General features: G+C 47.9%; 16 protein-coding genes. 12 read left to right on the top strand and 4 right to left on the bottom strand.

Annotated elements, in window-relative coordinates:
- Nucleotides 1-4: 4 nt before the first annotated feature.
- The 4 genes from L8G48_RS06920 to L8G48_RS06905 all read left to right on the top strand — a co-directional run bounded on the left by L8G48_RS06920 (nt 5) and on the right by L8G48_RS06905 (nt 4455).
- On the top strand, nt 5-1420 hold the full coding sequence (locus L8G48_RS06920; RefSeq protein ID WP_248263874.1) for an ExeA family protein: 1416 nt from the start codon (nt 5-7) through the stop codon (nt 1418-1420).
- Nucleotides 1421-1423: 3 nt separating this feature from the next.
- Complete coding sequence (locus tag L8G48_RS06915) at nt 1424-2134, top strand: general secretion pathway protein GspB (protein WP_248263873.1); 711 nt, start codon at nt 1424-1426, stop codon at nt 2132-2134.
- A gap of 109 nt (nt 2135-2243) precedes the next feature.
- Nucleotides 2244-4028, top strand: coding sequence for an acyl-CoA dehydrogenase C-terminal domain-containing protein (locus L8G48_RS06910; protein ID WP_248263872.1), 1785 nt, complete (start codon nt 2244-2246; stop codon nt 4026-4028).
- Complete coding sequence (locus L8G48_RS06905) at nt 4015-4455, top strand: hypothetical protein (RefSeq protein ID WP_248263871.1); 441 nt, start codon at nt 4015-4017, stop codon at nt 4453-4455. The genes L8G48_RS06910 and L8G48_RS06905 overlap by 14 nt, the downstream gene beginning before the upstream one ends.
- A 45-nt stretch (nt 4456-4500) precedes the next feature.
- Here L8G48_RS06905 and putA read toward each other — a convergent pair whose 3' ends face one another.
- Entirely contained in the window at nt 4501-7668 is a 3168-nt protein-coding gene (gene putA, locus L8G48_RS06900; protein ID WP_248263870.1) for a bifunctional proline dehydrogenase/L-glutamate gamma-semialdehyde dehydrogenase PutA, read from the bottom strand.
- Nucleotides 7669-7893: 225 nt separating this feature from the next.
- Here putA and L8G48_RS06895 point away from each other — a divergent pair, with 225 nt between their 5' ends.
- On the top strand, nt 7894-9393 hold the full coding sequence (locus L8G48_RS06895; protein WP_248263869.1) for a CYTH domain-containing protein: 1500 nt from the start codon (nt 7894-7896) through the stop codon (nt 9391-9393).
- Between the two features lie 8 nt (nt 9394-9401).
- Nucleotides 9402-12248: a bifunctional [glutamate--ammonia ligase]-adenylyl-L-tyrosine phosphorylase/[glutamate--ammonia-ligase] adenylyltransferase gene (gene glnE / locus L8G48_RS06890; RefSeq protein ID WP_248263868.1), complete on the top strand. Its 2847-nt coding sequence runs from the start codon at nt 9402-9404 to the stop codon at nt 12246-12248.
- Here glnE and lpxL read toward each other — a convergent pair.
- Both lpxL and tolC read right to left on the bottom strand, forming a co-directional pair.
- Complete coding sequence (lpxL, locus tag L8G48_RS06885) at nt 12227-13168, bottom strand: LpxL/LpxP family Kdo(2)-lipid IV(A) lauroyl/palmitoleoyl acyltransferase (protein WP_248263867.1); 942 nt, start codon at nt 13166-13168, stop codon at nt 12227-12229. The two genes, glnE and lpxL, sit on opposite strands and share 22 nt — an antisense overlap.
- A 99-nt stretch (nt 13169-13267) precedes the next feature.
- Complete coding sequence (tolC, locus tag L8G48_RS06880; RefSeq protein ID WP_248263866.1) at nt 13268-14641, bottom strand: outer membrane channel protein TolC; 1374 nt, start codon at nt 14639-14641, stop codon at nt 13268-13270.
- A 186-nt stretch (nt 14642-14827) separates the two neighbouring features.
- On the opposite strand from tolC, the gene L8G48_RS06875 reads away from it, so the two are divergent.
- From L8G48_RS06875 to rraB, 6 genes are all read left to right on the top strand, one after another.
- Entirely contained in the window at nt 14828-15439 is a 612-nt protein-coding gene (locus tag L8G48_RS06875; RefSeq protein ID WP_248263865.1) for an NUDIX domain-containing protein, read from the top strand.
- A gap of 14 nt (nt 15440-15453) precedes the next feature.
- Nucleotides 15454-15915, top strand: a complete 462-nt coding sequence (locus L8G48_RS06870) for a DUF1249 domain-containing protein (protein WP_248263864.1) — start codon at nt 15454-15456, stop codon at nt 15913-15915.
- 65 nt (nt 15916-15980) lie between these two features.
- Nucleotides 15981-17873, top strand: a complete 1893-nt coding sequence (parE, locus tag L8G48_RS06865) for a DNA topoisomerase IV subunit B (RefSeq protein WP_248263863.1) — start codon at nt 15981-15983, stop codon at nt 17871-17873.
- Between the two features lie 26 nt (nt 17874-17899).
- Complete coding sequence (gene parC, locus L8G48_RS06860; protein ID WP_248263862.1) at nt 17900-20143, top strand: DNA topoisomerase IV subunit A; 2244 nt, start codon at nt 17900-17902, stop codon at nt 20141-20143.
- Nucleotides 20144-20156: 13 nt separating this feature from the next.
- Nucleotides 20157-20897 (top strand): 1-acylglycerol-3-phosphate O-acyltransferase, encoded by a 741-nt coding sequence (locus L8G48_RS06855; protein ID WP_248263861.1) that lies wholly within the window; start codon nt 20157-20159, stop codon nt 20895-20897.
- Nucleotides 20894-21283, top strand: a complete 390-nt coding sequence (gene rraB / locus L8G48_RS06850; RefSeq protein WP_248263860.1) for a ribonuclease E inhibitor RraB — start codon at nt 20894-20896, stop codon at nt 21281-21283. Before L8G48_RS06855 ends, rraB begins: the two co-directional genes overlap by 4 nt.
- Nucleotides 21284-21381: 98 nt before the next feature.
- Here rraB and L8G48_RS06845 read toward each other — a convergent pair whose 3' ends face one another.
- On the bottom strand, nt 21382-24231 hold the full coding sequence (locus tag L8G48_RS06845; RefSeq protein WP_248263859.1) for a valine--tRNA ligase: 2850 nt from the start codon (nt 24229-24231) through the stop codon (nt 21382-21384).
- Nucleotides 24232-24234 lie beyond the last annotated feature (3 nt).

Raw genomic sequence — 24234 nt, 5'->3', positions numbered from 1 at the left:
CGATATGTATCAAAACTATTTTGGTCTTCAGGCAGAGCCTTTTTCCATTGCCCCGGACCCCAACTACCTCTACCTGAGTGATCGTCATCAGGAAGCTTTAGCACACCTGACTCAGGGGTTGCAGGGCAGTGGTGGTTTTATTTTATTAACCGGGGAAGTGGGCACCGGTAAAACAACGGTATCGCGGGCTTTGCTGGAACAGTTACCTGAGTCTACGGAAACGGCATTTATTCTGAACCCGATGCTGAATGAGGACGAGTTACTTGCCAGTTTGTGCGATGAGTTTGGCATTCGTTATCAAAAGCGCGCGGCAACTCGTAAAACCCTGACCGATAAGCTCAGCCAGTTTTTTCTGAAAGCCAATGATGACGGCCGCCAATGTGTGGTGCTTATTGATGAGGCGCAACATTTACGGCCTCAGGTACTGGAACAACTGAGGTTACTGACCAATTTAGAAACGCATGACCGAAAACTGTTGCGAGTGATATTAATTGGTCAGCCAGAGCTTCAGGATTTACTGCGTCGGCAGGAGCTTCGTCAGTTGGCGCAGCGTATTACCGCTCGCTACCATATTTTACCGCTGACAGAACAAGACACTCAGCGTTATATCGCGTACCGGCTACAGGTGGCCGGAGCAAACCGACCTTTATTCAGCGCCGCGGCAGCCCGCAAGGCACATCAGTTAACTCAGGGTATTCCCCGGCTGTTGAATTTATACTGTGACCGCGCGTTATTGGCGGCTTATACAGAGTCGAGTACGGAAGTACTGCCAAGGCATTTACAGCAAGCGCACATTGAGTTGAGCGGCACTACGGGAACCAAAACTCGCAAACCGCGCTCGGTTGTTTGGCAATGGGCTGGTGCTTTAGCGCTACTAATAGCCAGTGCAGCCGGTAGTTATAACCTGGTTAACAACGCCGAGAAACAGCCGGAAGCCGACGCCGTTAATCAATATCAGGCAGCGAATGCCCTGTCCCGCGCATGGGGGCTGCCTGAACCACCGGCGGAAGCCAATTTTTGTCAGTGGGTTCAGCAATATGCTCTCGCCTGCCTGGAATTGAATCAAAGTTTGCAGCAATTGCGCAGCATCAATTATCCCGCGTTACTTTATAAGCGTGATAAAGCAGCAGACTTGATAACTGACGGTACGGCAATAGACACCAATGGCTGGAATGGCGCTTTTCTAATTTTGTACCAGCAGCCAGCGACTGATAATTCAGAAGCGCATAAACAGTGGGTTAAAGAGCAGCTAAAGAGACATTTAAGTTCCGAGTGGCATAAAAAATCTTCTACAGCGCAGTTTAAAGCGCTGCAGAAAAGCCAGGGGTTACGGATAACCGGAAAGCTGGATAAAGCGACTATGGCATGGCTGGCGTCGAGAGCTTCTGATTTTGGGCCAAGACTGAGCAAAGAGAGCTAATCAATGTCATCTTTATTAAAAGCATTAAAACAGCAACAGTCACCGTTATTAAAGCAGACCTCTATACTTGATGCTTCTTTAATGGCTAGCCAAACCGGGAGTCGCCGTTGGGGGTGGTTAGTGTGGCCTGCAGCATTGATTCTGGGGGGTGCTGTGGGGGCTGGGGCTACCCGTTGGAATGAAGCGCCATCCGCTTCAGATGCACTTGTGGCAGAGCGTTTTAGCTGGGGCCAAACGCAAAGCGTTGAGCCCATAAGCTGGGACGCGGAACCGGCACAAGAAATTCAGCAAACTGCAGCGGTAAATAGCCAGCAGCAACGCTCTGAAGAGAATCAGACGAATTGGACAGAGAAAGCGGAGGTGCAGCGTGAAGCACTTGACTTATCTTCGGTATCGCCAGACTTGTTACAGCGCTTTGAAGCGGCAGTAAATGACACCAGTGGGAATGATAACACTCAAGCCCGTGCAAGCGTGATTCCGCCACTAAGTGAGCTTTCGCAGTCATTTCAGCAACAAGTACCGGCGTTTAGTTACGATAGCCATATGTACCGTTCCAGTGCCTCGCAACGGTGGGTTGAACTCAATGGCCTGCGGCTGTACGAGGGCGATGCGTTAAATCAGCTGACTATTTTGAGAATAGAACCGCAAAAAGTGGTGCTGGTGATGGACTCAGAAGCGTTTTCACAAGCCGCTTTAGAAGACTGGCGACCATAGAAATTATTGACATCGCGCTAAGGGATTCTTACTCTTGTGCAATAAAGTTTAAACGGGCGTTTAAATTACCAGTTTGAACACCTGTATAATTCCTACAAGAGGTAATGATATGGCTGACTACAGAACCCCCCGTGATGACATGGATTTTGTTCTGCATGATGTATTCCGTGTTGCTGACGACTGGCAACAAACCCCGGAACTCGCTGACATGATGGACGTTGAAACCGCTGGCGCTATTCTTGATGAAGGCGCAAAAGTGGCTGAAAACCTGGTTGCACCTAATGCCCGCGAAGCGGATGAGCAAGGGGTTAAATTTGAGGATGGCGTTGTAACCACACCTAAAGGTTATAAAGAAAACTTTCGTCAGTTAGCTGAAGGCGGCTGGGTTGGTGTAACCGCAAATCCAGATTTTGGCGGTATGGGTTTACCTAAGTCACTGTCTGCCCAGTACGAAGAAATGCTGTGCAGTGCCGATATTGCGTTTTCCCTGTATTCGGGGCTCACCTCCGGCGCCATTATGGCAATTGATTCTCACGGCAGTGATGAACTGAAAAAACATTATTTACCGCGGATGGTATCGGGTGAGTGGACCGGAACCATGTGCCTGACAGAATCTCATGCCGGAACCGATTTAGGTATTATTCGCAGCAAAGCGATGCCGGCTGAAGACGGCAGCTTCTCCATCAGCGGCACGAAGATATTTATTACGGGCGGTGAACACGATTTAGCCGAGAACATCGTTCATTTGGTGTTGGCTAAACTGCCTGATGCGCCGGCAGGTACTAAGGGTATTTCACTGTTCGTGGTGCCTAAATTTTTATCTGATGAACAAGGTAACCTGACCGAACGTAATGCCGTTGGTTGTGGCTCAATTGAACATAAAATGGGAATTCACGGTTCGGCAACCTGCGTGATGAATTTTGACGGTGCAAAAGGCTACCTGGTAGGAGAGCCGCACAAAGGTTTGCCGGCTATGTTTACTATGATGAACTACGAGCGTTTAGGTGTGGGTATTCAGGGGCTTGGCGCTGCGGAACGTTCCTATCAAAACGCTCTGGAATACGCAAAAGACCGCATACAAGGGCGTGGTGCTAAAGCAACCCGCGATGACAAGGCAGAGGCAGATTCTCTCCTGGTTCATGGCGATGTACGGCGCACGCTACTAACCATGAAGTCGTTAACCGAAGGTGGCCGTGCATTTTCAACCTGGGTTGGTCAGCAGCTTGACCGTGCGAAATACGCCGAAGATACTCAGAACAGACAAAAAGCCGATGCTATGGTGGCGCTATTGACGCCTGTCGCTAAAGCGTTTTTAACCGACACCGGGCTGGAATCGACCATTCATGGTCAACAGGTTTTTGGTGGTCATGGCTATGTCAGAGAGTGGGGACAGGAACAGTTGGTTCGCGACACTCGTATTGCACAGATCTATGAAGGAACCAACGGCATTCAGGCACTGGACCTACTGGGGCGCAAGGTGTTTGGTTCGCAAGGCAAGTTATTAAAACCTTTTAACGATGAAATTCAGGAATTCTTAGATAATACCGCAACCGGTAGAAGTTGGATAATCCAGCGTGACCAATTGCAGCAGGCGCTGAATACACTTAATGGTGTCAGCGAAGAAGTTCTGCAAAAAGCTGCCGGTGATGAAAACTTAGTTAATAGTGTGGCTGTTGAGTATCTGCACCTGTTGGGTTATGTTTCGTACGCTTACTTGTGGTTAAAAATGGCGATAGCGGCCGAGCCGCTGGTCGATCAGAAACCCTATCTTGCCACTAAGGAAAAAACCGCTCGTTTTTATTTTGCACGTATTCTGCCACGTATTCATAGCCTGGCAGCAGCAATTAAAGACGGCAGTGAGAGCCTTTACTTACATAGCGATGATGACTTCTAAAAACGAAAAAACAGAAGACAATGTATTGACGTTTTATCGTGACAGTCGCCGCCCTCAGGCATGGGGCGGCTTCTTTTTAGCGATATGGATGGCAATCTATATTGGTGAAGCAGTTTCTTTATGGATTATTATTGTGGGCGCACTATTGACCATGGTAGCTGTGATGGGAATTGTGGTTAAGTTCAGACCGCTGCAGCCTGCGGCTTTTTACCGAGACCTTGAGCTAACAGAAAAGCGTTTGATTTTGCCGCCACGAACGCATCAGTTAACAAGTCCACCGGTATTAAATCAGTACGAAGAAGATTTAGCCGGATTAACCTTCACTGATGAAAAAGGGCATCGGCACGAAATAGTTGTGGTGCTTAGTGAGCAACTGAGTGAGCAATTGGGTGGTTACCAAATAACGTTTAACAATAATGACGCATAAAAAAGCCAGCGATAAAATCGCTGGCTTTTTTGTATCTCGCTACTGTTAATCGTCTAAAGACAACAGCGTTGCGTTACCACCAACGGCGGTAATGTTATCACTGCGTGTTTTCTCAGTAACGAAGCGAGTTAGATAGTGAGGACCACCGGCTTTCGGTCCGGTGCCTGACATACCGCGTCCGCCAAATGGCTGCACTCCGACAATGGCGCCGATCTGGTTACGGTTGATGTAGACGTTACCAACATCAATACGGCTCGCAACATCGTAAGCGAAGGTTTCATTACGGCTGTGAATGCCAAAGGTTAAACCAAAGCCGGTATTGTTGATGCTGTCGATAACCTGATCAATCTCGCTGGTTTTGTAGCGAATAACGTGCAAAATGGGACCAAAGTTCTCTTTTACCAACTGACTGATACTGTCAATTTCAATAGCTGTTGGTGCCACAAACGTACCACCCATGGCGTAATCTGGCAGTGGTGTCCGGGCAATTAAACGACCCGCCTGCTGAATATCAGAAATATGCTGTTCCAGGTTGGTTTTTGCAATACCGTCGATAACCGGACCGACATCGGTTTCATGCAACAATGGGTCACCTACCTGTAACTCTTCCATAGCGCCACGCAGTAAGTCGATAACACGGTCTGCGACGTCATCCTGCACAAACAGTACCCGAAGCGCAGAGCAGCGTTGTCCGGCACTTTGGAACGCACTGGCGACAACATCGGTCACTACCTGTTCAGGCAGGGCAGTGGAGTCAATCATCATGGCGTTTTGTCCGCCCGTTTCGGCGACGATGGGAACAATGGGGCCAGTACGTGCCGCTAGTGCACGATTAATCGCCTGCGCAGTGTAAGTTGAGCCGGTAAAGCAGACACCGGCAATATCTTCCTGACTGGTCAGGTAGCTACCCACTTCAGCGCCGCTTCCCGGCATAAAGTGCAATACGTTGCCAGGGATACCGGCTTCTAAAGCTAACTGAACAGCGCGGTAAGCAATTAGCCCGGTTTGCTCGGCTGGTTTTGCAATAACTGAGTTACCGGTAACCAAGGCTGCGGCAATCTGACCGACAAAGATAGCGAGGGGGAAGTTCCAGGGGCTGATACAAATAAAGGTACCACGGCCTTCAACAAACAGCTGATTGTCTTCGCCTGTTGGTCCCGGTAACTGAATAGGTTTACCCATCAGCTCGCGTGCCTGATTGGCGTAATAACGACAAAAATCAACCGCTTCGCGAACTTCGTCGATACCATCCTGCAGGCCTTTACCAGCCTCGACTGAACATAGAGCGATCAGTTCGTTGCGGTTGGCTTCCATCAAGTCAGCAAATTTCTCTAAGCTTTGGGCGCGTTCTTCGGTCGGTACCTCACGCCATGCTTTGTAAGCTGCGTTAGCACTTTGCAGAGCTTGTTCAGCTAGCTTCTTATCACCCCAGTAAATACTACCGGCTTGCTTAGCCGTTTCCTGAGGGCTGGTAATACTGACATGGTGTTCTGTTTCAACCGTTTTTCCATCAACGATGGGGCCACCTTGCCATTGTTTGTCGCGGTATTGTTGAACCGCAGCAATGAAATCATCTGCTTGTGAGTGAATATTCATATTCAATCCTAACGAATTTGTGCGATCCCCATACATTTGCGGGGGAAGTGGAATTTTGCCATTGGCGTATTTTTCGTAACCAGACGCGGTTTCCATTGGATGCTTAACCAGTTCATTAACTGGTGTATCTGCGTCCAGCAGTTTATGAACAAATGATGAGTTAGCACCGTTTTCTAATAACCGGCGGACTAAATACGGTAGCAAATCTTTGTGCGGGCCTACCGGTGCGTATATGCGCACAACCATACCCGGGTTTTGCTCCATGATAGTGTCATATAAACTGTCACCCATACCATGCAGGCGTTGATACTCAATACGGCGCTGATGAGTTTCATTCATTCGTTGAATGGCCATAAAGGTCTGCGCATTATGGGTCGCAAATTGCGGATATATGGCACCATCTGTGTCATCGCTTATTAAATAGCGAGCGCAGGCCAGATAAGATATATCGCTGTGTGATTTTCGGGTGAATACGGGATACCCGGGCAGACCGTTTTCCTGAGTCCACTTAATTTCGTTATCCCAGTAAGCACCTTTTACCAGTCGCACCGGAATTTCGTCCCCACACTCTTTTGCCAGAGCCGTTATCCAGCATAGCGTCGGTAAAGCACGCTTGGAATACGCCTGGACGACCAGCCCAAACCGTGGCCATCCTTTACAGACACCGCTACGATAAACTTTTTCAAACAGTTCCATCGATAGTTCGTGGCGATCCGCTTCTTCGGCGTCAATGGTCACGCCAACATCGGCTTCTTTCGCTAACTTAACCAAATCGGTCAGAGTCGTGGCAAGCTCAGTCAGCACCCGCTTATGATTCGATGCTTCATAACGAGGGTGCAACGCCGACAATTTTATTGAAATGGTCGGTCGTGGAGCGTCCGGGTTATTAAATTCTTCTTTGGTAATGGTCTTGATTGAGTTGACGTACTGCTGCTTGTAGTAGTCGGCATCATCCATAGTCAATGCGGCTTCGCCAAGCATATCGTAAGCATGAGTGTAGCCTTTGTCGCGGTTGTCGCGACTTTCTTTCAAGGCTTCTTCAATAGAGCGGCCTAACACAAACTGTTTACCCATAATTTGCATTGCGGTGTAAGTCGCTTTGCGAATCATTGGTTTGCCCAGTTTGCGCATCAGGCGCCGGAAAGCACCACGAGGGGTTTCCATTGGTTTTCCGGTTGGATTAGTCACACTGTTTGTCAGTGCCAGACTCCAGGTTCCGGAGTTGACTAACCAGGATGCGCTCTGACCCATATGCTTTTGCCAGTCACCGCCGGAAAGCTTGTCCTGAATTAATGCGTCTGCGGTATAACCATCGGGTATCCGCAATAGTGCCTCGGCAAGACACATTAAAATGATACCTTCTTTCGTATCCAGACTGTATTCTTGCAGAAATGCGTCAACGACACCGTTATCTGTCTGTTCCCTTACTTGCTCAACTAATTTAGCTGTGCGCTCGGTAACTGCACTAACCGTGTCATCATCGGCAGGAACCAGCGGCAGTAGCTCACGCATATATTGGTCTTCATCAACAATATAATTGTCAGTAATTGCCTGCTGTAAGGACTTTAGGTCCTCAGCCTGATGCTGTTTGGATAGCACCTCACTCGCTTTGAACATAGCATCTCCTGTCTAGCCAGGCCGAAGCTCGGCGTGCTTCCCCAACGTTGGGAATTGGCGCAAGTATAAGCTTATTTTCGCTTGGGTAAAGACCCTTTGTGGTCTGATCTCACGATGCAACTTTTGACCGGTAGTGTCAAGTGAACTAAATGCCCGTGATTGTTGACCGCTAGCCGCCAAGCCAGTACCTTTAGTCTAACTTATTAAACCTATCGGAATCGATTTATGTCACAAGAAGTTGAGCTCAAATTACTGATTGCTCCGGGGCAGAGAAGCAAAGCGCTCGAAGTGTGCCAGTCGCTGGCAGATACTAACCAGGCAAAACCCGGTAAAGAGCAGTTTGAACTCAAAAACGCATACTTCGATACGTCCGATTTACGTTTACGTCAGTTTGATATTGGATTACGGATTCGCACCAACAAAGATCATAAAGAACAAACGATTAAACTGGCCGGTAGAGTCATGGGCGGTATGCATCAAAGGCCAGAATACAATATTGAAGTGGAAAGTGATAAACCGGATTTAACACTATTTGATAATGAAATTTGGCCGGATGATTTTCCGGTTTATGACATTCAGCGTGATTTGGACACTTTGTTTGTAACGGACTTTACCCGAACCCGTTGGCGCTTGCCCAGCGGTGAAGGTGTTATCGAGATGGTTTTTGATGAGGGTCACATTGAAGCCGGAGAGAAACGTGAACCGATAGCTGAAATTGAACTGGAGTTGCAGGGTGGTTCTGCGACCGAAGCCTACCGGCTTGCCAACGAACTCGTCAAAAAAGCGGGGGCAAGAGTCGGCTCCTTAAGCAAAGCCGCCAGAGGCTATTTGCTTGCCGGGAAAAGTATTCTCGAGCCTTTTACGCAAATACATTACGTGCCCATACATTCAGACCAGAGTGTCGGTCAGGCGTTGTATCGCTCATTGGAATCGGGGTTACGTCACTGGCAGCACAATGAGGCTTGTCTGGATTTACAGCCCAGTGTAAGGGCTGTTCAGGGAGTGGCAGATGGTATTCAGATGGTGCGGGTTGTACTGGAGCAGATTATTGAAAATGGTGTAGGTGAACGTCGGTTATTGACGGGCATCTCGCAAATAGCATCCAAGCTTCAGTGGTTAAAGCGCTTTGAGGGGCTGGATGAATTGACTGCTGAGGATGGTGCCTACCACCGGGCGTTGAAGCGTTACAATAAGCTGTATGAGTCATTGGTTAATAGTCAGGAAGATGTGATTAGGCTGAACGAAGTGGCCGAACTGGTTCATTCGCCAACCTATCAAAAAACCGTGCTGGAATTGTCTGAGTTTCTGTTAAAGGAAGAAATGACAGAAGAACTGGAACAGCCGGTATTACCCTGGAGTAGCCAACTTTTGAAAAGCGACTGGCAGTTAGTGCAAACCGCCTTTTCTGAACATGAGCGACTGAATGAAGAAGGTTATCTGAAGTTATTGACGCCATTGCAAAATAGTTTGCTTATGGGAACTTGTTTTGGGCATTTGTTTGATGCCGATTTGAGAGAACGTTTTCGGTTGCCATGGCAGGACTTAGCCAGAGGCATTCGTGAGATTACTGCATTGCACATTTTGCATGAAAAAATTAAAGAACGTGATGATGAAATTGATGAAAAGTTAATGGATTGGCAAAAACTACAGCGTGAATCCTTATTAAAGGCACTGGAATACTCACGCAAAGCTGCACTGAAACGTGAACCCTACTGGTTGAATTAAAGGTGGTTATGCTGACGGCTGACGCTAAATTAATGGATGAGAGCGATGCTGCATGGCAGCGTTATCAAGAGGTTTCTGCTGACATTACCCTGACCAGCGAGCAGCAGCAACAACTGCGGACGTTAGTTGCTGTTAGCCCTTTCATTGGTCGCGTTGCGGAAAGCTACCCAGAACATTTGCTGGCTGACTTTTTTGTTGGCAACGAAACCACGGTTAAGCTTCCTGCAACCCGTGAATATGATGCCTGCCTTGCAAAGGCATTATCTGAGCAGGACAGCGAAGACAGCGCCAAAAAGCGCCTGCGTCAGTTACGCCACTGCTGGATGGCAAAGCTTGCCGCAGCAGACATATTGCAGCAGATTTCACTCGAGGAATCTTTAGCTCATTACAGCGCATTTGCTGACGCAGCAATAAGTAAAAGTTTTGAATGGTTATTTGAGCGTTTTATCAGGCGCTATGGCAAGCCGCTCAATACTGAAGGGGAACTCCTGCCTTTATTAGTTATTGGTATGGGAAAGCTGGGCGGTGAAGAGCTCAACTTTTCCTCCGATATTGACCTGATATTTGCCTTTCCTGAGCAAGGTGAAACGCAAGGGCCGGGTCGTAACCTGGAACATGATGTTTTTTACAAACGCCTGGCGCAGTCATTTATTGCCTTGCTCGATGAAACAACAGCTGACGGGCAGGTATTTCGTGTCGATATGCGCTTAAGACCCTTTGGTCAGTCCGGACCTTTAGTGGCCAGCATTAATGCGCTGGAACATTATTATCAGGAACAGGGCCGTGACTGGGAACGTTACGCTATGGTTAAAGCTCGTATGATAGGTGCTGAAGAACAATACCAACAAGCTTTTCAGCAGCTGATACGACCTTTTGTTTACCGTCGCTACATTGACTTTGGAGCCATTGAAGCGCTGCGTAAAATGAAGTTGCTCATCACCCAGGAAACCCGGCGGCAGGGCGTAAAGAATAATATCAAGCTAGGTGCCGGCGGCATCAGGGAAGTCGAGTTTATTGTTCAGGCACATCAGCTTATTCGCGGTGGTCAGGAAAAATCATTGCAGACGCGGTCGGTTTATAAGGCCATGAATGAATTGACTGAACTGGATTTAATTGGGCAAAAGCAAGCTCAGCAGTTGCTGCAAGACTATGAGTACTTGCGGGTTATTGAACATAGGCTGCAACAAATCGATGATCAGCAAACTCAGCAACTGCCGTCAGATGAAATAGGTCGCGCACGCTTATGTGCAATGTTAGATGAGCCTGACTGGGAAACTCTGCAAGAGAGAGTTGATCAGTGTATGGCGCGTATTCATACAGAGTTTCAGCAGGTTGTTGGAGCAGAGTCCGAAGACGACGAAGACGAACAAAGCTTGCAGGTTTTATGGCAAGACATGCTGGATGACGATGCGGCGATAGAAATTATAGAAAGTGAAGGGGTCAACGAGCCTCGGGCTTTATGGACACAGATTAAAAACTTCCGGCAGGAAAGTCGACGCCGCAGTTCTGGTCCCAGAGGCCGCTCAGCTTTAGCCAGATTGATGCCTATGATGTTACGTCATGCCATTCAACACCAGCACCCGGAACGCCTGCTGGAAAGGTTGTTATCCATTATAAAAGCGGTGATGAGCCGGACCGCTTATATCGAACTTTTGGCGGAAAACCCCGGCGCACGAGATCAGGTGTGTAAGTTATGCATGGCAAGTCCATGGATATCGGAACAGTTGGCTTTGCACCCGATATTGCTGGATGAATTAATTGATCCGCAACAGCTCTATAGTTTGCCGGAATCCAAAGATTACGCGGCTGTACTGCGGGAATATTTAGTACGTATTCCGGAGCAAGATTTAGAAACTCAAATGGATGCTTTACGGCAGGCCAAGCAGGCGTTGCAATTAAAAATTGCAGCGGCGGATATTGGCGGGGTGTTGGAACTGATGAATGTGAGCGATCACTTAAGCGCGCTTGCTGAAGCTATTATCTCTGAGGTGGTTGGCCTTGCCTGGCATCATCTAACCCAAAAACATGGTAAGCCGGCCGGAACCAGTATTGATAATACCGGCTTTGCTGTGTTGGGTTACGGCAAGCTGGGCGGGCAGGAGTTGGGTTATGGATCTGATCTCGATTTGGTTTTTGTCACTGATGCTGATTATCAGGGGCAGACAGATGGTCAACGACCCATTGAGGTGCAACAATTTTACCTGCGACTGGCACAGAGAATTCTGCATTTGTTCACCACACGCACCGTTGCCGGTATTTTGTATGATGTAGATTTACGTTTGCGCCCGTCCGGGCAGGCTGGTTTACTGGTTACTCAAGTCAGGTCTTTTGCGCGGTATTTAAGGGAAGATGCCTGGACCTGGGAGTTGCAGGCACTTGTTCGTGCCCGCCCGGTATTTGGCGTGCCTGCGTTACGAGACACTGTAATGGATATTCGGCAGAGTATTTTGTCACAACCAAGAGATGAGACAGAACTGCGCGAGAGTATCGTCAAGATGCGTAAGAAAATGCGTAAGCACCTGACCCAAAGTAACCGTAATATGTTCGATTTAAAGCAAGATACGGGGGGAATAGCCGATATTGAGTTTATTACTCAATACCTGGTTTTACGCTACGCACACGAATATCCGCGGCTTTGTGAATATAGTGACAATGTCAGGCTTTTAACTGAAGCTCAACAGCTTCACTTATTATCCGACGTGGACGCACAGAATTTAATCAATGCTTTTCAGATCTTTCGGTGTGAAAGTCACGCCTTGGCTCTGCAAGGAGAACAGTTGCTGGAGGAACACAATCTGGACACCGAGCGTCAGGCTGTATCCAGCTGCTGGAATCATTTATTGTCGGATGACTGATAATAGCTTGGCATATCAGGGTCGGGCCGGGTTTTGAATCGGCGATGAACCCAGAGATACTGTTCAGGTGCTTTGCGTATGGCATCTTCTACTAAGCGGTTAACCCGCTCGGCGTCTGCTTTGTTGTCATTACTTGGGAAGTTCTCAAGGGGGGCTTCGTAATAAAGATCATATCCACTACCATCGGCCCGTCTTACGCAGCGACTGACCAGTACTTTACAGTTAGGATTACGAGCAAAGAGTATAGTGCCTAAAGTCGTGGAGGTATCCGGAACATGGAAGAATTTGACGAATTCGACGCGACGCCGACCATAGTCCTGGTCAGGTAGATAGCCGGCGATATCCCCTTGAGTCAGTGCGGCCATCATGGCTTTAACATCACGCCGTTGGATCATATATTTATTTGACCGTCCGCGGCCCCGGGTCTGAAGGAACTCCATAACAGCATTATTATGCGGTCGATATAAACCGACCGCAGGCTCCACGAATCCGTGCATACGCGCATGAACTTCAAGACTGAGAAAGTGAAACAGCAACAATAGAATACCACTGCCGTCTGCTTGTGCCTGACGAAGATTCTCTTCCCCATGAACGTGCAGTTTGCGCTTTATTCGCCAATTGGGCCACCACCAGGCCATGCCGACTTCGAAATAGGCGATGCCTGTGTTTTTCATGTTTTCGGTCAGCAGCGTCTCAATTTCTTTATCGGTATACTCGGGGAAGCAAAGCTTCAGGTTAGTGCGCGCAATACCAACCCGTCGGGGCATGACTTTTTTAAACAGCAAGCCCAGACCTCGTCCCATAGCAAGCTGCAACCGGTAAGGTAACCAGGAAACGCTGTATAGTATGAACACACCAAACCAGGTTAGCCAAAACTTCGGATGGAGAAAATAGAACTTAAATTTGGGAGGTTCGATCACAACAGATGCCGTTTATTATTCGTTATTTATTGTGGATAGTAACATAAAACCTTTACAACAAGGCACTGCCGATAAGCAGCAGTGCCTTGGTCTGCGCAGTTAGTCGGCAGCGGTACCTTCTATGTTTTCAGAGAGGCTGCTGTTTATTGCCAACAGGTTTTGCTCCTGCAGCTGACCGGCAGCTTGTTCCAAACGAAGGATTTGGCGAATGTAGCCATAACGCGCTTCCGATAAGTTACGTTTTGCATTGTACAAATTACGGGTGCTATCCAGTACATCTACAATGGTACGGGTACCGACTTCAAAACCGGCTTCAGTTGCTTTTAGAGCACTTTCGGCGGAAACAACGGACTGTTGAAACGCATTGATGCTGGCAATAGAGGCTGTAACTTCGTAGTAAGCGTTACGTACTTCGCGTTCAATGCTGCGTCGTGTCTGCACCATTTGCTGGCTACTGGCAACATAGTTGTCACGCGCCTGAGCAATTTCAGATGAGGTACGGAACCCTGAGAAAATCGGTACGCTCACATTTAAGCCGATTGACTGACTATCAATACGCGGTAAATTTACTGGATCTTCGTTACCAATGGTACTTTCGGTATCTTGAGTTGAGTAGCTCGCCTGAAGCGACACCGTTGGATAATGACCCCCCTGGCGCAGTTTGATACGTTGCTCGGCAATCTCAACCTGAACCTTATTTCCTAGGAGATTCAGGTTACCATTCTCAGCTTTTTTAACCCACAGACGAACATCATCCGGTGCCGGGCTGCTGGGTGAAAAAGTTTCAGTATTTAATGCCGCCAGAGTTTGTGGGTATTGGCCTGTGATTTCCCGAATACTTTCCAGTGCGATTTCCACTGCATTACGTGCCTGAATTTCACGGGCGATGGCGCTGTCATATTGAGCTTGTGCTTCATGGACATCAGTAATGGCGGTTAAGCCTACCGAAAAGCGTTGCTTGGTTTGCTCAAGCTGGCGCTCAATTGCTTTCTTTTCAGCCTCTGCGAATGACAAATCGTCGCGGGCCTGAAGTGCCTGGAAGTAAGCGTTGACAACACGTAGCATTAAATCCTGTTGAGCATTGCTGTAAGCAACTTCAGCCTGATACGCTTGTTTCTCTGCAATATCTGAGTTCTGCCAAACACTCCAGTCAAAAATACTTTGATTGAGAGTAATACCTGCTTGCCAGCCACTGCTGTCACGGTCAAAAACCTGAATACTAGAGTTTACAAATTCCGGAGACTCGCGGGTAGACTCGCTGTATCCGGCTTCACCTGTAACTTGCGGCAGGAATCCTGACTTGGCAATATCAATACCTTTTTGTGCCGCATTGCGTTCTGCTTCAGCGCGTAATAAGGTCGGGTCGTTATCAACCGCTAAACGGTATATTTGAGCCAAATCTTCAGCATTTGACGTAAAAGTGACTGTGGTCAATGCCAGACCGACAGTTGCCGACAAAAGATGCTTTTTCATGGTAGTCAGTTTCCTGTTACTTGACATGCTGTTGTTCAATGATTGCCTATAGTTTACATACAGCGTTGAATGATTACCAGTGTAAATGATTTGCGAAAATACTTTAAGAAAAACATGGTTTCAGAATTCGCTCAAGTGTAACAGAATGTTTGTTTCTGGTTACTCTTAATAAAGGACACTACAAGTATGGCAGTTCGTTTTCACCGGCATGATGTGAAAGTAAAGGAAAAGATCCCGCTTTATCAAGGTTTTTTGTCGGTTTATCGGTACTCTTTACAACACCGTCTGTTTTGCGGTGACTGGAGTCCGGTAATTGACAGAGAATTAATGGAAAGAGGACACGCGGTCGTGGTTATTCCTTATGACCCTGTCAGAGATGAACTGGTGGTTCTGGAGCAATTCAGGGTCGGCGCACTGGATGATAAAAATAGCCCTTGGTTGTTTGAATTTGTCGCTGGTATGTTCGACGCTGATGAGAGTGCCGAAGAAGTGGCAAATCGGGAGCTGGAAGAAGAAGCGGGATTAAAAGCCAAACGTTTGATTTACGCGACAAGTTACTACTCCAGCCCCGGTGGTACAGACGAGAAGCTAACCATTTATATTGCTGAAGTAGACAGTCAGTCCGCTGCTGATTTCGGCGGGTTAGTCGACGAAAATGAGGATATCCGAGTGCATGTAATGCCGCGGGAACAGGCTTTCGCTATGCTTGAGTGCGAAGAAATCAACAACGCCGCCAGCGTAATTGGGTTACAATGGTTGTTATTGCATCGTGATAGAGTGTTCTCTGAACAGGGGTAAACTGAGGTTTAATTATGCAACAGCGCTATGTTGTCGACGTTGCGGAACTGCATCGACTGAACGAACTGAACTATGCCGGGGTGATGCCTTTGTTGTCTCAGCTGGAGGCTCAGACTGAAGTCACCATTTATGCTGGCGAACATCTGGCATTCAGCTTGCGTTTAGTCAGTGAGGCGCGTTATACCTCAGACATTGAAATTGAACAGTTAAAACCCGATTGGGCAGATTACTTACACGCCAAAATGACGGTGCGATTATACCATGATGTTCGTATGGCGGAGATCATGTCCAGTCAGGGGGTTACCCGGTTAGCGGCTCGTTATCAGCAGCCTAATCCTGATATGCGACACCAGGATGAGAAACGTCAGGTGAATCAGTTTTTGGCTGACTGGCTGACGCTATGCCGGAAACAGGGCTATATTCACCCCCGGTTGAGTGAATCTATTCAGAAATTTATGCCTGACGACTTCAAATAACCGGCAGTTAACGGTAAATTGAAGCACACTTACGGTGACCAGGCCAATAATAAAAACAGGGACTCATGACAGACTATAAATCCGATTCCATTGAGGTGCTGAACGGGCTGGAACCGGTTCAGCGCCGACCCGGTATGTACACTGACACCTCCCGACCGAATCATATGGGTCAGGAAGTGATTGATAATAGTGTCGATGAAGCGCTGGCGGGGCATGCCAAGTCGTTACTGGTTGTTCTGCATCCTGATCAGTCGTTAGAAACAACCGATGACGGTCGTGGAATGCCGGTGGACATTCACCCGGAAGAGGGGGTTTCCGGTGTAGAGCTGATTATGAGTAAACTGCATGCCGGCGGTAAGTTCTCTAATAAAAGTTATCAGTTTTCAGGTGGCTTGCATGGGGTTGGTATCTCGGTTGTTAATGCACTGTCGAAACGTGTTGAGCTGACCATAAAGCGCGATGGCCAAGTCTATGAAATGGCTTACGAAAACGGCGATAAAGTTAGCGAACTGGAAGTCACCGGAACTGTGGGTAAAAGGAACACTGGTACCCGGGTTCATTTTTGGCCCGATCCTCAGTACTTTGACGCTGCCAAGTTCTCGGTTACAAAGTTAAAGCACATATTACGGGCCAAGGCGGTACTTTGTCCCGGGCTCAAAATAACCTTCCGCAACAAAATTGATAACACCGAAGATACCTGGTTCTACAAGGATGGCCTGACTGACTATTTGGTCGAGGCGGTAAAAGATGTGCCAACCTTACCGGAAGACCCGTTTGACGGAAGTTTCAGCTCACAGACTGAAGGCGTTGACTGGGCGGTTACCTGGCTGCCAGAAGGTGGCGAAGGGGTGTCTGAAAGTTACGTGAACTTAATACCGACGACGCTGGGCGGTACTCATGTCAATGGGCTCAGGCAAGGTTTGCTGGAGGCTATGCGTGAGTTTTGTGAGTTCCGTAACTTGTTACCCCGGGGGGTTAAGTTAACCCCGGAAGATGTCTGGGAACGTTGCAGTTATATTTTGTCGACAAAAATGCAGGACCCTCAGTTTGCCGGGCAGACGAAAGAGCGCCTGTCATCCCGTCAAGCGGCCAGCTTTGTTTCTGGGGTTGTCAAAGACGCATTTAGTCTATGGTTAAATGAACATACCGATCAAGCAGAGCTATTAGCCGATGTTTGTATTAGTAATGCGCAGCGGCGCTTGAAAGCCAGCAAAAAAGTTGTTCGAAAAAGAGTGACTCAAGGTCCTGCTCTACCGGGTAAATTGACCGATTGTTCAAGTCAGGAGCCCGGTCGGAGTGAATTATTTTTAGTGGAAGGCGATTCAGCAGGCGGTTCTGCAAAGCAAGCTCGTGATCGGGAATTTCAGGCGGTAATGCCGCTGCGTGGAAAAATTCTGAATACCTGGGAAGTCGATCCGGAACAGATTTTAGCGTCGCAGGAAATTCATGATATTGCGGTGGCGGTTGGGGTTGACCCGAACAGCGTCGATTTAGACAAACTGCGTTATGGAAAAATTTGTATTTTAGCGGATGCCGATTCTGATGGTCTGCACATTGCCACATTGTTGTGCGCTTTGTTTGTAAAACACTTCAGGCCCTTGGTTGAAAACGGCCATATTTTTGTAGCCATGCCACCTCTCTATCGGGTTGATGTGGGGAAAGAGGTGTTCTATGCACTCGATGAAGCTGAAAAACAAGGTATTCTGGATAGAATTGAAGCAGAAAAGCGTAAAGGCAAAGTGAATGTGCAGCGTTTCAAAGGGTTGGGTGAAATGAACCCGTTAACACTCAGGGAAACCACTATGGATCCTAATACCCGGCGATTGGTGCAATTAACCATTGACGATGGCGAAGTAATGGAAGAATTAATGGATATGCTGTTAGCGAAAAAACGTGCCGGGGACCGGCGGGTCTGGCTGGAAAGCAAAGGCAATATGGCCGATTTGGCTGAACTGTAAGCACTTGTGAGCAAGGAGAAGTCCGAATGTCGACGGAAGTTACAGAAACCCGCCCACTGAGTCGCTTTACCGAAGAAGCCTACCTTAACTATTCCATGTACGTGATCATGGACAGGGCGTTGCCGAACATTGGTGACGGGCTGAAGCCGGTACAGCGACGCATTGTTTATGCGATGTCGGAGCTGGGTCTTTCAGCACTGGCAAAATATAAAAAATCGGCTCGTACCGTGGGTGATGTTCTGGGTAAGTTTCACCCCCATGGTGATGCGGCATGTTATGAAGCGATGGTACTCATGGCGCAGCCCTTTACTTACCGCCATCCGCTGGTTGATGGTCAGGGTAACTGGGGCTCTCCAGATGACCCGAAATCTTTTGCTGCCATGCGTTACACCGAAGCTAAGCTGTCTAAATTCAGTGAAGTTTTGCTGAGCGAACTGGGTCAGGGCACGGTCGACTGGATTCCTAACTTTGACGGCACAATGAGAGAACCGCAGGTGCTGCCTGCGCGGCTACCTCATATTTTACTTAATGGCGTGACCGGCATTGCGGTGGGAATGGCAACCGATATTCCGCCGCACAATGCCCGTGAAGTCGCTAATGCCTGCGCCATGTTACTGGAAAAGCCCGGTAGTCAGCTGGAAGATATTATGGCGGTGTTAAAGGGGCCGGATTATCCGACTGACGCTGAAATTATCACGCCTGTAGAAGACATCACCAAACTGTACGAAACCGGTCGTGGCAGCATTAAAATGCGTGCTTGTTATAGTATTGATGATGGTGAGATTGTTATTACAGCATTGCCGCACCAGGCATCAGGTGCGCGGGTTTTAGAGCAAATAGCGCATCAAATGCAGGCGAAAAAGCTGCCGCTTGTTTCCGATTTGCGAGATGAGTCTGATCATGAAAACCCGACTCGATTGGTTGTGGTTCCTCGTTCTAATAGAGTGGACACCGAGCAATTGATGAACCACCTGTTTGCCACCACCGATTTGGAAAAGCAGTATCGGGTTAATCTGAATATCCTGGGCTTAGATGGCCGCCCCAAAGTCAAGCCGCTAGTGGGCATTCTTAAAGAATGGCTGGAGTTTCGGCAGACTACAGTGACCCGGCGTTTGCAGCACCGTTTAGATAAAGTGCTGGCACGATTGCATATTCTGGAAGGTTTACTCATTGCTTATCTGAATATCGATGAGATTATTGAGATTATCCGTACAGAAGATAAACCTAAAGAAGAGCTGATAAGTCGTTTTGGGTTAACCGATAAACAAGCTGAAGCTATTCTGGAGTTGAAGTTACGCCATTTGGCGAAACTGGAAGAAATGAAGCTGACTGGTGAGCAGGATGAACTCAATAAAGAACGCGAGAAATTGCAGACTTTACTGGGATCTGATCGTCGTTTGAAAACCTTGATTAAGAAAGAACTGTTAGCCGATGCCGAAAACTATGGTGATGAACGTCGTTCACCTATTGTTGAGCGCACTGAAGCTAAAGCTTTAAATGAGCGCGACTTAACACCAGCAGAAGCTGTTACCGTTGTGCTATCGACAAAGGGTTGGGTACGCTCTGCTAAGGGCCATGATATTGAAGGCAATAAGCTCAGTTACAAATCAGGGGACAGCTATCTTGCGTCAGCGGAAGGTAAGAGTAATCAGCCGGTTGTCTTTCTTGATAGCTCGGGTAAAAGCTTCTCATGCGAAGCACATCTGCTTCCCTCGGCACGTAGTCAGGGTGAACCGCTGACCGGACGTTTTAATTTAGTCGCGGGTGAAAATGTTGAGCATGTTTTAATGGGCAGAGACGAAAGTCACTTGTTGTTAGCGTCGGACGCGGGTTACGGCTTTGTCTGTCAATTTAGTGACTTAGTTAGCCGCAATAAAAACGGTAAGTCGATTATTACGCTGCCGACAGGCGCTAAGATACTGCCGCCGAACACAGTGAATAACTTACAAGATGATAAAGTGATTGTTATTTCAAATGAAGGCCGGATGTTGGTCTTTCCGGTAGCTGACCTGCCGCAATTGAGTAAAGGTAAAGGCAATAAGCTGATTAGTATCCCGGCATTAAGAGCACAGTCACGTGAAGAATATGTGGTTACACTGGCAACGGCAGCGCCTGATACCGCAATTACGTTGATTGCGGGTAAACGTAAACTTACGCTCAAACCGGCGGACTTAGAACACTATTACGGAGAACGGGGTCGCAGGGGCAATAAGCTGCCGAGAGGACTGCAACGTGTTGACCATATAGTGGTTGAAGAGAACAAGGATTAATTGGGGAGTTTAGATGTTAGCCTTGTTGCGATGGTTGTTTCTTGGCATTTTTGTTGTTGTGTTTGGTGTGGTTGGTTGTCTTTTTTGCATAATACGACCTTTTCACCGCAATAACACTTATCGATTTGCCCATGTTTTTGGTTGGGCGATACGTGCCTTAGGTATGCGGATAGAAGTGAGTCGCCACCCGGATATAGAGAAAGATGGGCCTTATGTTTTTGTCTGCAACCACCAGAACAGTTGGGAGATTTTTACGATTGCGGCAATGCTGCCAAGAAATACCGTTACTGTGGGTAAAAAGAGTCTACGCTGGATACCGTTTTTTGGTTGGCTTTACTGGTTGTCAGGTAATATTCTGATTGACCGAAAAAATGCCGGCAGGGCGCACGGCACTATAGGGCAAACAGCCGCCGCAATAAAACAACGTGATATCTCTGTGTGGATGTTTCCGGAAGGAACCCGCAGCAACGGACGAGGCCTTTTGCCGTTTAAAAATGGAGCTTTTCATACTGCGTTTCGGGCACAGGTGGATGTGGTTCCGGTATGTGTCTCAGAGCTGCACGGCAAAGTGAAAATGAACCGCTGGAACAATGGTGTGTTGAAAATTGCTTTTCTGGAACCGTTAAAGATAGCAAATTACCAGCGTGAGAATTTGCGTGAATTAAGTGGTCATTGTCATCAATTAATGGATGATAAAATCAAGCAATTAAATGCCAGTATTGAGCAAGCACAGACAGAAAAGGATAAATCATGAGCCGAGATCTTAATGATTTGCTACAGCAGAGTGAGGAAACCGTCTCAGCGTTGATTGCTGACGGGGCAGAAACTGAACTGCTTTATGAAATAGAACACCATCTGGCCTGTCAGGACTTTACTAAGCTGGAAAAAGCAGCTGTTGAACTGGTTAAGCAAGGCTATCATGTCGATGATGCTGATGAGTTTGAAGACGAACGCGGTAAGCGTTGGTTTGCATTTATGGCAGTGACAGGCGCCAGGCTCGACAACGATATTTTAAACCGTCAGGTAAGAGAAATAGCTGCGATTGCCGCTCAATGTGAGGTTGAATACGACGGCTGGGGTACCATGATTGAAGATGATGAGCTTGAAGATGACGAAGATTTTGATGACGCGGAGGAATAATCTTCGCCTGAGTTGATAAAACTTTTGCGCTGGTTGAAAAAAAGCCCGAATCATTAGATTCGGGCTTTTTTGATGGTTTGCTAAACACGACGAGCACGTTATAACGCTTTAATCTTCTCGTGCTGGTCTTGCAGTTGCTTTAACAGTGTTTCAGCTTCAGTCAGCTTTTCGCGCTCTTTCGCAATAACAGCTTCAGGGGCTTTACTGACAAAGTTGTCGTTGCTCAACTTGCCGTTCAGACGTTGCCATTCCTTATTCGCTTTTTCGATGGCTTTTTGCAAACGCTGGAGTTCAGCGTCTTTATCAATTAAGCCGGCCATTGGAATGTGCAGCTTCAAGCTGTCAACAAGCGCCGTCATGCTGGCCGGAGCATCGTCGTCATTATCAATAAACTCAATGGATTCCAGCTTAGCCAGGCTACTCAGGAAGCTTTGATTATTTTCGATACGGCCTCTGGCCATGGCTTCGGCATTTGAAAGCAATACTGGCAGGGGCTTATTCGGCGATAAATCCATTTCACCACGAATATTACGAATAGCCAGAATAACCCGCTTTAGCCACTCCATATCTTGCATGGCCTGATGACTGACATTGTCCTCAACCTGCGGGAATGGTTGCAGCATAATGGTATCATCGGTATTGCCGACTAAAGGTTTTACGCGTTGCCAGATGGTTTCGGTAATGTATGGCATAACCGGGTGTAGCAGCCGAAGTAACTGCTCCAGAATGTTGACCAGCGTGTGACGGGTGCCACGCTGCTGAACGTCAGTACCGTTTTGCAGAATCGGTTTAGTCAGTTCCAGATACCAGTCACAGAACTGGTTCCAGGTAAACTCATAAGCAATGGCTGCTGCCTGGTCGAAACGATAGCTATCCAGTGCCTGCCGGAAGTCTTTGACGGTGCTGTTAAAGCGGGCAATGATCCATTCATCGGCCAGTGACAAGGTCATATCGTCATTTTCAAGGCCACAGTCATACTCTTCCGTATTCATTAAGACATAGCGGCTGGCATTCCACAGTTTGTTACAGAAGTTACGGTAACCTTCCAGGCGCTTCATGTCCCAGTTGATATCGCGACCGGTCGACGCCAATGCCGTCAAAGTGAAACGTAATGCATCGGTTCCGTGGGCGGTAATACCTTCCGGAAACTCATTACGAGTGCGCTTCTCGATTTTCTCACGCATTTTTGGCTGCATCAGGTTCGCTGTGCGTTTAGCCACCAGCTCATCAGCGCTAATGCCATCTATCATGTCCAGCGGATCTAATACATTACCCTTGGACTTAGACATTTTCTGACCTTCTTCGTCGCGAATAAGGCCGGTGACATAAACTTTCTTGAAAGGAACCTGTGGTTGACCTTCGTCGTCTTTCATAAAATGCATGGTCATCATGATCATGCGGGCTACCCAGAAGAAAATAATATCAAAACCGGTGACCAATACATCGGTCGGGTGGAAGGTTTTCAAATCATCGGTATTTTTAGGCCAGCCCAGAGTAGAGAATGTCCACAACGCAGAAGAGAACCAGGTATCCAGTACATCTTCGTCCTGTTGCAATTGGGTGTCGCCCAGGTTGTGCTTTTCCCGCACTTCCGCTTCGGAGCGACCAACATAGACATTACCCTGTTCGTCATACCAGGCAGGAATACGGTGTCCCCACCACAGCTGACGAGAGATACACCAGTCCTGAATATCATTCATCCAGCTAAAGTACATGTTTTCGTACTGCTTCGGTACGAACTCAATACGCCCGTCTTCGACCGCTTGCGTTGCCTGTTTAGCCATAGGTTCAACACGCACATACCATTGGTCGGTTAAATGCGGCTCAATAGGAACGCCGCCACGGTCACCGTAAGGAACTTTATTGGTGTGTTTCTCTATTTTCTCTAATAGCTCAAGCTGTTCGAACTCAGCGATAAGCTGTTTACGTGCCTGGAAGCGTTCCTTACCGGCGTATTGCTCCGGCAGAGTACCATCAAACCCATCGAGCTCTTGCAGAGCTTCACCGGTGCTGGTGTATAGTCCGGCTTTTGCCATGACATGAGCGGTGTCATCAAAAATAGAGATCATGCCAGTTTGATGACGCTTGCCAATTTCGTAGTCGTTAAAGTCATGAGCCGGGGTAACTTTTACGCAACCGGTACCGAATTCACTGTCAACGTGGTGGTCGGCAACAATGGGAATGCGACGGTTAACAATTGGCAATTCGACGTGTTTACCCACCAAAGGACCGAAACGTTCATCGTCAGGGTGAACCGCGATACAAACGTCACCCAGCATAGTTTCAGGACGAGTGGTTGCTACCACTAAATGGTCTTTGCCATCTTCGGTTTTTGCGCCGTCAGCCAACGGATAACGCAGGTACCAGATAGACCCTTGTTGTTCTTTGTTTTCAACTTCTAAGTCAGAAATCGCAGTTTGCAGTGCCGGATCCCAGTTAACTAAGCGCTTACCCCGATAAATAAGGCTTTCTTCATGAAGTTTGACGAACACTTCCCGGACGGCGTCCGAAAGTCCCTCATCCATGGTGAAGCGCTCGCGATCCCAGTCAACCGAATCGCCTAAGCGACGCATCTGCTGAGTAATGGTGCCACCTGACTGTTTTTTCCACTCCCAGATTTTATCAATGAAAGCGTCGCGGCCAAGTTCCTGACGAGTTTGTTCCTGAGCCGCGAGTTGACGCTCAACAACCATCTGGGTAGCGATGCCTGCGTGGTCAGAACCGACCTGCCAAAGTGTATTGCGGCCATCCATACGCTGATAACGGGTGAGTGTATCCATAATGGTATGTTGGAAAGCATGACCCATATGGAGGCTGCCAGTTACATTCGGCGGCGGAATCATCATTGAGTAGGAATCGCCTTCACCGGAAGGCTTGAAATAGCCCTCATCTTCCCAGTGTTGGTAGAGATCTTGTTCTATCGCGGCAGGGGAGTATGTTTTGTCCATAGT

This window comes from Idiomarina aminovorans (assembly GCF_023155095.1).
Classification (GTDB): domain Bacteria; phylum Pseudomonadota; class Gammaproteobacteria; order Enterobacterales; family Alteromonadaceae; genus Idiomarina; species Idiomarina aminovorans.
The sequence above is the reverse complement of the archived record's forward strand: the minus strand, read 5'-3'. Positions and strand labels throughout refer to the sequence as shown.